At 58.8% G+C, this 12,119-nt stretch carries 10 protein-coding genes; 3 read left to right on the top strand and 7 right to left on the bottom strand.

Translation table 11 applies throughout. From position 1 onward, the window contains the following. The first annotated feature begins 10 nt into the window (after positions 1–10). Together macA and ACIOVB_RS04445 are read left to right on the top strand one after the other, a co-directional pair. Entirely contained in the window at positions 11–1,159 is a 1,149-nt protein-coding gene (macA, locus tag ACIOVB_RS04450) for a macrolide transporter subunit MacA (RefSeq protein ID WP_187678735.1), read from the top strand. A 2-nt stretch (positions 1,160–1,161) separates the two neighbouring features. Beyond that, a complete protein-coding gene (locus ACIOVB_RS04445; RefSeq protein ID WP_401265205.1) occupies positions 1,162–3,120 on the top strand; it encodes a MacB family efflux pump subunit in 1,959 nt (652 codons plus the stop codon). Positions 3,121–3,180: 60 nt separating this feature from the next. On the opposite strand, the gene ACIOVB_RS04440 is transcribed toward ACIOVB_RS04445, so the two are convergent. Both ACIOVB_RS04440 and ACIOVB_RS04435 read right to left on the bottom strand, forming a co-directional pair. Beyond that, on the bottom strand, positions 3,181–3,930 hold the full coding sequence (locus ACIOVB_RS04440; RefSeq protein WP_401265203.1) for a helix-turn-helix transcriptional regulator: 750 nt from the start codon (positions 3,928–3,930) through the stop codon (positions 3,181–3,183). 132 nt (positions 3,931–4,062) lie between these two features. After that, positions 4,063–5,631: a diguanylate cyclase gene (locus ACIOVB_RS04435; protein ID WP_401265201.1), complete on the bottom strand. Its 1,569-nt coding sequence runs from the start codon at positions 5,629–5,631 to the stop codon at positions 4,063–4,065. A 223-nt stretch (positions 5,632–5,854) separates the two neighbouring features. Here ACIOVB_RS04435 and ycaC point away from each other — a divergent pair, with 223 nt between their 5' ends. Then, positions 5,855–6,487, top strand: a complete 633-nt coding sequence (gene ycaC, locus ACIOVB_RS04430; protein WP_401265199.1) for an isochorismate family cysteine hydrolase YcaC — start codon at positions 5,855–5,857, stop codon at positions 6,485–6,487. A gap of 139 nt (positions 6,488–6,626) precedes the next feature. Here ycaC and ACIOVB_RS04425 read toward each other — a convergent pair whose 3' ends face one another. The 5 genes from ACIOVB_RS04425 to ACIOVB_RS04405 form a co-directional block, all read right to left on the bottom strand. Beyond that, on the bottom strand, positions 6,627–8,798 hold the full coding sequence (locus tag ACIOVB_RS04425; RefSeq protein WP_401265197.1) for an ATP-binding protein: 2,172 nt from the start codon (positions 8,796–8,798) through the stop codon (positions 6,627–6,629). A gap of 124 nt (positions 8,799–8,922) precedes the next feature. Next, positions 8,923–10,461, bottom strand: a complete 1,539-nt coding sequence (locus ACIOVB_RS04420) for a cryptochrome/photolyase family protein (RefSeq protein ID WP_401265194.1) — start codon at positions 10,459–10,461, stop codon at positions 8,923–8,925. 28 nt (positions 10,462–10,489) lie between these two features. Next, positions 10,490–10,792 carry a DUF6482 family protein gene (locus ACIOVB_RS04415; protein WP_187678726.1) on the bottom strand — a complete coding sequence of 101 codons (303 nt, stop codon included), beginning with the start codon at positions 10,790–10,792 and terminating at the stop codon, positions 10,490–10,492. A gap of 14 nt (positions 10,793–10,806) precedes the next feature. Beyond that, the gene (locus ACIOVB_RS04410; RefSeq protein ID WP_401265192.1) at positions 10,807–11,517 is read right to left on the bottom strand and encodes an SDR family oxidoreductase; all 711 of its coding nucleotides are present in this window, start codon (positions 11,515–11,517) and stop codon (positions 10,807–10,809) included. Further along, positions 11,514–12,056 (bottom strand): DUF3833 domain-containing protein, encoded by a 543-nt coding sequence (locus ACIOVB_RS04405; protein ID WP_187678724.1) that lies wholly within the window; start codon positions 12,054–12,056, stop codon positions 11,514–11,516. Before ACIOVB_RS04405 ends, ACIOVB_RS04410 begins: the two co-directional genes overlap by 4 nt. Positions 12,057–12,119 lie beyond the last annotated feature (63 nt).

Genomic DNA, 12,119 nt, shown 5'->3' with positions numbered 1-12,119 from the left:
GTGGTCATTTATGGAAAAGTCGAAGTTGCGCAAAGTCGGTATGGGATTGGCGTTGGTGGCGCTGGCCGGGTTGGTGTTCTATGCGGTAAAGGCGCCGGCCGAGGCGCCGCAGTACCTGACTGCGACGGTTGAACGCAGTGATATCGAAAATGCGGTGCTGGCCACCGGGTTGCTCGAAGGTATCAAGCAGGTGGACGTCGGTGCGCAAGTGTCCGGCCAGTTGAAGTCGCTCAAGGTCAAGGTGGGCGACAAGGTGAAAAAGGGCCAGTGGCTGGCAGAAATCGATCCGCTGGTGTTGCAGAACACCCTGCGTCAGGCCCAGGTCGATGAGGAAAACCTGCAAGCGCAAAAACGCGCCACGCAGGCCCAACTCAGGCAGACCAAGGCGATTTACGAACGCTACAAGAACTTGCAGGACGACGCATCGATCTCGCGCCAGGACTTCGAAACCGCGCAGTCTGACTACGAAGTGCAGCAGGCCAATCTGATGTCACTGGACGCGCAGATCAAGAGTGCGCACATCCAGATCGACACCGCCAAGGTCAACCTGGCCTACACACGAATCGTCGCGCCGATCGATGGCGACGTGGTCGGCATCGTTACTCAAGAAGGCCAGACCGTTATCGCTAACCAGTTGGCGCCGATCCTGCTGAAATTGGCGGATCTGGACACCATGACGGTCAAGGCGCAGGTTTCCGAGGCCGACGTGATTCATATCATGCCGGGGCAGGAGGTGTATTTCACCATTCTCGGCGAGGACAAACGCTATTACGGCAAGCTGCGCGGCACTGAACCGGCACCGCAGAACTTTCTCGAAACGCCGCCCGCCGGCACGCCAAAACAGAACACGGCGGTGTTCTATAACGCACTGTTCGAGGTGCCCAACCCGGATCATCGCTTGCGCATCTCGATGACCGCGCAGGTGCGGGTGGTGCTGGATACTGCCAAATCCGTGTTGACCATTCCGGTGGCAGCGCTGGGGCCGCGCAACAGTGACGGCAGTTTTCCGGTGCGCGTGCTGGACGCCAAGGGCCAGGCACAGGCGCGCAATGTGCAAACCGGGATCAACAACAACGTCAAGGTGCAGGTCAATGATGGTCTGGCCGAGGGCGACCGCGTGGTGATCGGTGATCCGGTGTCGACCGTGGCGGGGTCTTGACGATGAACGAGCCCTTGCTGCAACTGAGCGGGATTACCCGCAGCTTTACCGCCGGCGACCGTGAGTTTCTCGCGTTGAAGGACATCAGCCTGACGATCCATGCCGGAGAGATGGTCGCGATCATTGGCGCCTCCGGCTCCGGTAAATCGACGTTGATGAACATTCTCGGCTGCCTCGATTACGCCACCGCCGGCAGTTACAGGATCAACGGCCAGGAAACCCGTGACCTCGATAACGAGGCCCTGGCGGCATTGCGTCGCGACTACTTCGGCTTCATCTTCCAGCGCTATCACCTGCTGCCGCACCTGAGTGCCATGCATAACGTCGAGATGCCCGCGATCTACGCGGGCATCCCGGAGCTGCAACGTCATGCCCGCGCTCGGGAATTGTTGGCGCGATTGGGTCTGCAAGGGCACCTGAGCCACCGACCGAGTCAGCTGTCCGGCGGGCAGCAGCAGCGGGTGAGTATCGCTCGGGCGTTGATGAACGGCGGTGATGTGATCCTTGCCGATGAGCCTACGGGTGCCCTCGATACCACCAGCGGCAAGGAGGTCATGCGCATTCTGCTGGAATTGCACGCTGCCGGGCATACGGTGATCCTGGTGACCCACGACCCGAAAGTCGCGGCCAACGCCGAACGCATCATCGAGGTCAGTGACGGCGAGATCCTCAGCGACCGACGCAACGAGCGCGCCACGGCGCAGCTGTCAGGCGACGAAGCGGTCCCTGCCAAATCCACCGCTGGACGACGCCTGGTCGCCAGCCTCGGTTTGTTCAAGGAAGCGTTCAGCATGGCCTGGGTCGCGCTGGTTTCGCACCGCATGCGCACCTTGCTGACCATGCTTGGCATCGTAATCGGCATTACGTCGGTGGTGTCGATCTCGGCTATCGGCGAGGGTGCCAAACGTTACGTGTTGAAGGACATTCAGGCGATCGGCAGTAACACCATCGATATCTATTCCGGCACCAGTTTTGGCGACAGCCGCTCGACGGCCATTGAAACTCTGGTGCCCGCTGACGTTGCCGCCCTCAATCAGCTGTATTACGTCGACAGCGCCACGCCGGTGGTCGGCCGAAACCTGCTGCTGCGTTATCGCAATATCGATCTGGATGCGCAGGTCAATGGTGTCGGCGACCTGTACTTTCAGGTACGTGGTATCAAGATGGAGGCCGGTATCCCGTTCAGTGAAAGCGACGCCCGGCGCCAGGCACAGGTGGCGGTGATCGATCACAAAACCCGGCTTCGGCTGTTCGGCGAACATGTCGACCCGTTGGGGCAAGTGATCCTGATCGGCAACTTGCCTTGTACGGTGATCGGTGTGGCCGCCGAGAACAAAAACCTGTTCGCTGCGAGCAAGTCTCTCAACGTCTGGGTGCCGTACGAAACTGCTGCCGGGCGCCTGTTGGGCCAGCGCTACCTGGACAGCATCAGCGTGCGGCTCAAGGACGGCCAACCCAGCAACGTGGTGGATGAACACGTCAACAAACTGATGCTGCAACGCCACGGCACCAAGGATTTCTTCACCAATAACCTCGACAGCATCATGCAGACCGTGCAGAAAACCAGTCGCTCGCTGGCGTTGTTGTTGTCGTTGATTGCGCTGATTTCGCTGGTGGTCGGCGGTATCGGGGTAATGAACATCATGCTGGTGTCCGTGACCGAGCGTACTCGCGAGATTGGCATTCGCATGGCGGTTGGCGCGCGCCAGTCAGATATTCGTCAGCAGTTTCTGGTGGAGGCGGTGATGGTCTGTCTGTTGGGCGGGGCGATCGGGATTTCGCTGTCCTACGCCATCGGCCATCTGTTTTCAGTGTTTATCAAAGAGTGGGAGATGGTGTTCTCGCTGGCTTCGGTGCTGACAGCGGTGGTTTGCTCGACGCTGATCGGCATCGTGTTTGGATTCGTGCCGGCACGGAATGCTTCGCGGCTTGATCCGATCGAGGCGTTGGCCCGCGACTGATGGTACTCACCGAATTCCTGTAGGCGCAGCCTTCGGCAGCTCCTACAGGTGGGATTTTTGTCAGGCCGCCGTGGAAGCCGAAGTTTCCTGCGGCGAATACATCCAGCGCATCAACGAATGCCGCCCGCTGATCCCCAACTTGATCGCCGCGCGCTTGAGATAGCTCTCTACCGTGTTGACCTTCAACTGCAATTGCTCGGCCAGCTCCGGCGCAGTACGTCCTGCAAGCAGGCCGATGCACACTTCGGTTTCACGATTGGACAGACTCAACCCCAATTGCTGCAAGCGTTCATTGAAGCGCGCCCGCAGGGTTTCCAGTCCCGTGCCCTCGGCAGCTTCGCCCGGGTTTTCTGCACAAGGGTTGGCTGGCTGGAGTGCATCGATGTGCTTTTCCACCATCGGCAACAGAACCGGGGAGATGTCCTGCAACAGGCTGCGCTCCTGCGCGGAAAAGCGTTGCGACTGGCCGTTGCGGTATACCGAAATCACGTAGCGGTAACCGTCCTTGCGCCGGGTCAGGTGCAGTTGCGAAGCCTCGGCGGCGGTCGATGATTCTAGATTAGGCAAATCGTCGACCGCCGCGACACTGTGGTCGGAAAATACCGTTTCGGCCAACAACGCCGGCTCTTTCATGGGTTCCGGTTCACTGCGGGTCGCGGTGCGGCCCACCGGTTCAACACGCATCTGGCGGATGTGCGTGGCATCGACTGCCAGTTGAGTGAGGATCAGGTCATGCAGCATGCGCGGGAAATGACGGCTGCCAGTGCTGGCGATGACTTTGCCGATGTGAGGGAACAGGTATGAATTCATTTACATCATCCATGAGTTTGCGGGGGCTAACACTCCTGCGGCTTTGTCGACGATGTCCTTGAGCGACGAAAATTGCAGAAATTGGTTCTTATCCTAGTACAACGTTTGAGCGACGGTTTAATGAAGGCGTTATTAGCTCATAACCGGAGCCGTTGAGCACCAACGGTTTCTGCCCTGTTGCTTGGCCTGGTACAGGCAGGTATCCGCCGATTTCAGCAAGGTGGCAGGCGTGACCGTTTCATCGACCGGATGACGCGTGGTAATCCCGGCACTGGCCGTGACATAGCCCAAAGGGTGCCCGGCGTGTTCCATTCTGAGCGAGCGTATGGTTTGCAGAATATCTTCGGTCACCTGAATCGCTCCATCGCTATCGGTATTGGGCAACAGCACGGTGAACTCCTCGCCGCCGTAGCGCACGGCCAAGTCACCCGGACGCTTGACCGCTTGTTGGATCGCGCGTCCGACCGCGCTCAGGCAGTCATCTCCGACGGCATGTCCGTATTGGTCGTTGTAGCGTTTGAAGTAGTCGACATCGAGCATGATCAGCGAGAGTGCCGAGCCTTGGCGCCGGGCCAGACGGACTTCATCGGCCAGCGCATTGTCCAGTCGGCGCCGGTTGCCAAGTCCGGTGAGGCTGTCGGTCAGCGCCATGTCGCGCATGGTCTGGTGGGCGTGGCGGATTTCCCGCTCCATCGCCATGCGCTGGCGCAGCTGGCTCAGTACGATGAGGCCGAAACAAGTCAGCACCAGGATCAGAAACACCAGCACGAAGCCGTTTTTCAGCAAGTCCTGACGCCATGGTTCGATGATCGATTCCTGGGAAAGCCCGGCCTCCACCACCAGCGGATAAGTGCTGAGGGCGCGGTAGCCGTACAGACGTTCGGTGTCGTCGATGACGGCGCGCACTTGCGCGATGCCCACATTGGAGTTGGGCAGGTAGGTCTTGAATATCTCGCTATTGGCCAGGCTCTTGCCGATCACTGACGCAATGAACGGGCGGCGCACGAGGATTGTGCCGTCACGTTTGGCCAACACCAGCGCGCCTTTGTCGTCGATCCTGAAGTCGCCGTAGTAATCGACGAAATAGCTCACTTTGATCGTGCCCAGCAGCACACCGGCGAACGAGCCATCGGGATTATTCAGGCGGCGCGAGATGGGAATGATCAGGTCGTGGGTGGAGCGGCTTTCGACCACCTCGCCAATGCGCACTTGCCGATCGTCATGGGTGCGGTGGTACTGGAAATAATCGCGGTCGGCGTTATTAGCAGTCTCGGGCGTGACCTCCTTGTCGGTCACGATCCACTGTCCGTCAGGCCCGTAGATAAACAAGCCGTGCAACTGCGGCATGATTGTCGATTGCTGCACCAGCAGTTTGTGAATGCGCGGCACATCGAGGTTTTGCAGACCATCGCCTTCGATCCGCTCGCTGAGGGCCGCCGTCAGCACATCCATTTGCCGAATGGTGTCTTCGGCATGTTGAGCCGTCGCACGGGTCAGGTTGGTGACTGAGTCGCGCGCGGAGGCGAAGGCGGCGCGATAGTCGCGCCATGTCCGCCAGCTCTCGACTGCCAGAAAGGCAACGACCACCACCAGCATGAAACTGACCGTGAGTCGAAAAGTCGATCCCGCCCTCACGGCTTTCAGGGCAGCGGGGGAGGTGAGCTTGTCAGCGTTCCGCTCTGGCGGGTGGCGTCCGAGCATGAACATCTCCTTGGTTTCGATTCAACGTAATGCATGGCAACAGTATGACAAGGATCGCCATAAAGGTCGGGTTGTTGTCGGAGCAAGATTCAGTATGAATTGATTGTCTCTTCTGAGTTGACGGAGAAACGCTTTTCAGCCGATTTATCCCGTTTCAGTGTCTCAGTAATCTGTGCCCATCTTGAACGCAAACGAACTTCCACAATTACAAAGGGACGCACAGATGAACACTCCAACCTACAACCGCCTCAACAAAGACGACGCCGTAGTTCTGCTGGTTGATCACCAGACCGGTCTGATTTCTCTGGTGCAGGACTTCTCGCCGAACGAGTTCAAGAACAACGTGCTGGCGCTGGCCGATCTGGCCAAGTTCTTCGAACTGCCGACCATCCTCACCACCAGTTTCGAACAAGGCCCGAACGGCCCGCTGGTACCGGAGCTGAAAGAGATGTTCCCCGATGCGCCGTACATCGCTCGCCCAGGCCAGATCAACGCATGGGACAACGAAGACTTCGTCAAGGCAATCAAGGCCACCGGCCGCAAGCAGATCGTCATTGCCGGTGTGGTAACAGATGTTTGCGTAGCGTTCCCGACCCTGTCGGCGCTGGCGGAAGGGTTTGATGTGTTCGTGGTGACCGATGCCTCCGGTACCTTCAACACCACCGTGCAACAAGCCGCGTGGAACCGCATGACCCAGGCCGGCGCACAGATGATGAACTGGTTCTCGGTGGCCTGTGAGCTGCACCGCGACTGGCGCAATGACATCGAAGGGCTGGGTAACTTGCTGTCGCAGCGAATTCCGAACTACCGCAATTTGATGAATGGCTATGCGGCGCTGACCGCTCAGCAGAAGTAAGCCGACGCTGCAATGCCAGAAGCCTGCCCTTAAAAGCAGGCTTTGGTTTTTTCTGCAGTTGGAAAGTCCAATCCTGGCGACGACCCGGAAGCGCAATATCGGGCGCAGCCATGCCTGCGAGTCGTTGCCTGAGGCAGCCTCAATCCAGTTTGGCGGACATCAAGTTGCCGACGCGCGAAACCAGTGTGTCGACGGCAAAGGGCTTGGTCAGCACTTGCATGCCCGGCCCGAGTTGGCCGCTGCCGATAACGGCGTTTTCGGCGTAGCCGGTAATGAACAAGGTCTTCAGTTTTGGGCGGATTTCCCGGCCCGCATCGGCCATCTGTCGCCCGTTCATACCGCCAGGCAATCCGACATCAGTGATGAGCAAATCGATGTGTGCGCTGGAGCGTAATGCTTCCAGTCCCTCGACGCTGTCGGCCGCTTCCAGGAGGGTGTAGCCGAGTTCGCTGAGTACGTCTTTGAGCAACATCCGCACTGTCGGCTCGTCGTCGACAATCAGGATGGTTTCCCCCGCTTTTGCCAGAGGTGTTGTCGTGCTGTGAGTGGCATCGTGATTTTGCAGCGCCTCCCCGCGGTACCGAGGCAAGTAGATGCACATGGTGGTGCCTTGGCCTACTTTCGAATGCACCCGCACCTGACCGCCGGATTGCTTGGTGAACCCGTAGATCATCGACAGCCCCAGGCCGGTGCCTTGGCCGAGCGGCTTGGTGGTGAAAAACGGGTCGAAGGCTTTCGCGATGACGTCAGCGCTCATGCCAGTGCCGGTATCAGTGACACATAGACAAAGGTATTCCCCCTCGGGCATGTCCAGAGCACGGGCGGTCTCGAACGCCATTGTTCGATTGGCCGTCTCGACTGTGATTCTTCCGCCATCGGGCATGGCATCGCGGGCGTTGATGCACAGATTCAGCAGGGCGTTTTCCAGTTGGCTGGCGTCGACGAGGGCCGGCCAGAGATCGGGTGCGGCGACGGTATTCAAACGTATGCTCGGGCCGACGGTGCGCTGGATCAGTTCGGTCACCCCGGCGATCAGGGTGTTCACATCCGTTGGCCGTGGATCGAGGGTCTGGCGTCGGGAGAAGGCCAGCAGGCGATGGGTCAGGGCCGCGGCGCGTTTAGTCGCGCCCTGGGCGGTGACCAAATACTTGTCGACCTCCTTCAGGCGGCCTTGAGCGATGCGTTTTTCTATCAATTCCAGGGCGGCCGAGATGCCGGCGAGAAGATTGTTGAAGTCATGGGCCAGGCCGCCGGTCAGTTGGCCGACCGCTTCCATTTTTTGTGACTGGCGCAGTTTCTCTTCGGCTTGCATGAGATCGGCTGTGCGTGCTGATACACGCTGTTCCAGAGTTTCGTTGAGCGCGCGCAATTCGGCGTTGGCGCGGTCGCGCTCCGCCTCGACATTGCGCCGATCCTCAACATCAATGAGCACACCGGGAAAGCGCAGCGGGGTGCCGTTGTCGGCGCATTCGACGCGACCGTTGGCCTCGATCCAGTTGTATTTCCCGTCGGCGCGGCGCACCCGGTATTGATGGGAGTAGGCGCCGCCACGGGCAATCGCTTCATTGATCGCACCGGTGAGCCCCTCTCTGTCATCGGGGTGTACGGTCATCACCACTTGTTCCAGGGTCAGGCCGTCGCGGCCCAATGCGGGATCAAGGTCAAAAACCCTGGCGAAGGACTCATCCACAGTGAAGCGATCGGTCGGCAGATCCCAGTGCCAGGTACCGATAATGGCGCCGGCCGCGAGGGCGAGTTGTACGCGCTCGACGTTTTCCCGCGCGACCGCTTCGCTGATCCGCAAGCGCTCTTCGGCGTCTCGGCGTGCGGTGACGTCGCTGAAGAAAATCGCGATCTGGCGATCGGCAGGGTCACCGACCCGCACTGCACGCACATCGAACCAGCGTTCAAACGTATTGGCGTAATTCTCGAAGTTTGCCGGCTCGCCGGTCTTGGCCACGTGTCCGTAAGTCTCGAACCAGAACTTCTCAAGGTTAGGGGCGAACTCTGTGACCCATTTACCCCGCAGGTTGACGCCGCACTGACGTTCGAACGCCGGGTTGGCCTCGACGAAACAATAATCCACGGGGTGGTCGTCGGCGTCGAATTTGACTTTGACGATAGCGAATGCGGCCTCGATGGTTTCCAGAATGGTACTGAAGCGCGCCTCACTATTGGCGAGCGCCGCTCGGCTGGCTGCAAGCTGCTGGGCCATCTCCGGTGTTGCTACTGCGCTGCTCTCCAGAGCCAGGCGCAGGCGCATCACCTCTGCCTCAAGCTCCTCGCGAGTAAGATGCTTCAGAATTTCCACCACAGGGGCCTTCTTGATTTTTGTTTGAATTCATTCAACGCGGTTCAATCGAACACTGGGAATCCTCACATTGACACGCCGTCTGATGGTTAAGTTGCACCCGCACAGGAGGGGGAAGCCCGTTTTATAACGTCTCGCCGGCATCCAGTGTGGCGAGCAGCTTCTCGCCTCGCTGCCAAAGCGCCTGCTGCTTGGCCTCAGGCATGCGGTCGAGGTTTTTGTACATCATGCCCATACGCTGATTGCTGCGTAAAAGATCGCCATGGCGCATCAGAAAATGCCAGTACAACGCATTGAAAGGGCATGCGTTGTCAGCAGTGCTTTCGCTGACCTTGTAAGCACAGCCGCGACAGTAGTCAGACATTCGATTGATGTATTGGCCGCTGGCGCAGTAAGGCTTGGAACCGAGATAACCTCCGTCAGCGTGCATGACCATGCCCAAGGTGTTGGGCAATTCCACCCAATCAAACGCATCCATATAAATGGCCAGGTACCACTCGCAGATCTGGCTCGGCGCGATGCCGGCGAGCAACGCAAAATTCCCCGTGACCATCAGCCGCTGGATATGGTGAGCATAGGCGTGTTTCAGGCTTTGGCCGATTGCCTGACGCATGCAGTTCATTTTCGTTTCGCCAGTCCAGTAGAATTCCGGCAAGAGGCGCTTGTTACCAAATGAATTGCCTTGGGCATAGTCAGGCATCTTCAGCCAGTAAACACCACGTACGTATTCGCGCCAGCCGATCAGTTGACGAATGAATCCCTCGGCGGCATTCAGCGCAACGCTGCCTGACCAGTAAGCCGACTCCACGTCACTGCACACCTGACGCAAATCCAGCAGTCCGATATTGAGCGCAGCGCTGATGCGCGCATGGAACAGAAAGGGTTCATCGCTGGCCATGGCATCCTGATAATCGCCGAACCCGGCCAGGCCATAATCGAGGAAGTAACGCCACAGTGATTGAGCGTCGGCGTGGGTCACTGGATAGTTGAAATCGTCCAGAGAACCGTAGTGGTGCCTGAAACGTGCTTTGACCAGCGCAAGGACTTCGAGGGTGATGGCGTCGTTGGAAAAACCCGCCGGGTAGGGCGCTTTCACTCCCTTGGGCAGGGCTTTGCGGTTTTCGGCGTCAAAGTTCCAGGCGCCGCCGACCGGCGTACCGTCGCCATTGATCAACAGCCCGCTCTTGCGGCGCATCTCGCGGTAGAAAAACTCCATACGCAGCTGCTTTTTGCCGGCCGCCCACGCACTGAATTCCGTTCGACTGCACAGAAAACGCGTATCGGCATGCCAATGAATGGCTGGATCACAGTCCTTGAGAGACTGCTCCAGACGCCAGTCGCCACATTCAGTGATGTGCAGCTCTTCCGGTTGCAGAAGTGCCTGCCAGCGACCTAGTTCACCTGGCACTGATCCGCTGTTGTGCGGATCATCAAGAGTGACGTACTCGACACGTACGCCTCTGGCTTGCAACGCCTTGGCGAAATGACGCATGGCGCTAAAGATCAGGGCAATCTTTTGTGGGTGATGAGGCACATGGCTGGCTTCTTCCATCACCTCGACCATGAGCACCGCATCCCGTTCGGGATCGAGCCCCTGTAATGAGGCCAGGTCAAACGAAAGCTGATCACCGAGGATCAGGCACAGGCGATTGACCTTGCTCATTCGGAACAGTCCAGCAGCGTCCGCTTCATCAAGTTGCTGTCAGCGAAAAAGGCAGCCGCAACTCTTCGACCGGGCCTGAATCCCGGCCGCACATTTCGTCGTGGACACATTGCTGCACCAACACGCAGGGAAACGCCGGAACGGTTTGCAGCAAGTCCCGCAGATGACTGATTGAGCGCAGTCGCATGGGTTTTGCCGCATCGTCGAGCAAGGTGAAATGGCCGTGATCCATGCGGATGCGCGCCAGATAAAAGCCACCTTCGAGCGACAGCAGTTCCAGTTCACGTATTTCGCTATTGGCGGCGCGTTCGGTGAGGGTTTGCAGATTCATCAATCACTCCTTGCCTACCAGGGTAGGCGTTCTCCGTCGTAGGCAAAGAAATGGCCGCTGTCTGACGGCGTCAGCCGGTCGATCAGGGTCAATAATTCGTGGCTGGCAACGCTGGCCGGGCGGGCCGCCGATGCACCGCGAAAAGGTTGCGACAGCGCCGAAACGACTGTGCCTGGATGCAGGCTCAGCAGGCGACTGTGAGGGCGAGTGCGGGCCAGTTCGATGGCCGCGGTTTTGATCAACATGTTCAGCGCGGCCTTGGAGGCGCGATAGGCGTACCAGCCGCCCAAACGGTTATCGTCGATGCTGCCGACCTTGGCCGAAAGCATCGCCATTGCACCATGGGGATCGAGCAGTGGCAGGAAGTGGCGCAAGACCATCGCCGGCCCCAGCGTATTTACTTGAAACACTGCCTGGAGCGCGTCGTGGTCCATCGCGGTGTAGCTTTTTTCCGGTTTGATCGCATCGCGATGCAGCAGGCCGGCGGCATGTACGATCAGTTGATAAGGCGCTTCTGTCGCCAGTTCGGCGGCGGCGCTTGCAATTGTCTCTGGCCGTTCCAGATCCAGCGGGGGATCCGTTTTACGCCCCAGTTCACGAACACCTGCACATCGAGAGTCCTGCTTCAGCCACTCACAGAACGCAGCGCCGAGTGCGCCACTGGCGCCGATTACCAGGGCGCGGTAGCCGTCACCCAGTGAAGTCATTGTGAGCGAGTCGGTCATTGATTGTCTCCCGCACTCTGGCGACGGAAGAACAATGTCACCTGGCCGATCTCGACACCGAACTTGGACATGGTGGTGCGATTGATCAAGGTGTCTTCGTCCATCAAGTACATCCAGTCGTCCATGCTCACTTCATAAACGGAGCCATCGACCGGCAGGCTCAAGATGTAGCGCCAACGCAGCGCGTTGCCGGCAACTTCACCCTTCGCCTCACCGACCACATCGCCGGCGCGGCCGCGCCATTTGCCCGCACCTTCCGGGGTCAGGGTCCAGACGCGACGCTCGCGAGTGCCGTCGCTATAGAGAAAACGCTCGTCGAGAATCAGGTTGTTTCCCTCGCGGCGACTCTCGATGTTCACCTCGAAGCGCTTGACGACTTCGCCGGAGCGTTTTTGAAACATCCCCCAGGCTTTGACGGGTTTGCTAAAAAACTTCTCCAGGTTGAAGGCCGGTTGCTGGTCGGCATAGTGCCCGACCTCGACGCTGCCACAGCTCGACAGGCTGAGCACCAGAGCCAGTAAAACCAAAAAACGGGTCATTGTTTTTACTCCCTGAATACACAGGTCAAGGTGGAGGACATTCCACAAAAGTGCTTGTACAGC

Origin of the sequence: Pseudomonas sp. NPDC087639 (assembly GCF_044743385.1) — a bacterium.
Lineage (GTDB): Bacteria > Pseudomonadota > Gammaproteobacteria > Pseudomonadales > Pseudomonadaceae > Aquipseudomonas.
This window is presented reverse-complemented; position numbering and strand designations above follow the sequence as displayed.

What these genes read in the sequence shown, in the direction of transcription:
- macA (WP_187678735.1), top strand. Translation starts at nt 11, where the DNA reads ATGGAAAAGTCGAAGTTGCGCAAAGTCGGTATGGGATTGGCGTTGGTG.
- ACIOVB_RS04445 (WP_401265205.1), top strand. Translation starts at nt 1,162, where the DNA reads ATGAACGAGCCCTTGCTGCAACTGAGCGGGATTACCCGCAGCTTTACC.
- ACIOVB_RS04440 (WP_401265203.1), bottom strand. Translation starts at nt 3,930, where the DNA reads ATGAATTCATACCTGTTCCCTCACATCGGCAAAGTCATCGCCAGCACT.
- ACIOVB_RS04435 (WP_401265201.1), bottom strand. Translation starts at nt 5,631, where the DNA reads ATGCTCGGACGCCACCCGCCAGAGCGGAACGCTGACAAGCTCACCTCC.
- ycaC (WP_401265199.1), top strand. Translation starts at nt 5,855, where the DNA reads ATGAACACTCCAACCTACAACCGCCTCAACAAAGACGACGCCGTAGTT.
- ACIOVB_RS04420 (WP_401265194.1), bottom strand. Translation starts at nt 10,461, where the DNA reads ATGAGCAAGGTCAATCGCCTGTGCCTGATCCTCGGTGATCAGCTTTCG.
- ACIOVB_RS04415 (WP_187678726.1), bottom strand. Translation starts at nt 10,792, where the DNA reads ATGAATCTGCAAACCCTCACCGAACGCGCCGCCAATAGCGAAATACGT.
- ACIOVB_RS04410 (WP_401265192.1), bottom strand. Translation starts at nt 11,517, where the DNA reads ATGACCGACTCGCTCACAATGACTTCACTGGGTGACGGCTACCGCGCC.
- ACIOVB_RS04405 (WP_187678724.1), bottom strand. Translation starts at nt 12,056, where the DNA reads ATGACCCGTTTTTTGGTTTTACTGGCTCTGGTGCTCAGCCTGTCGAGC.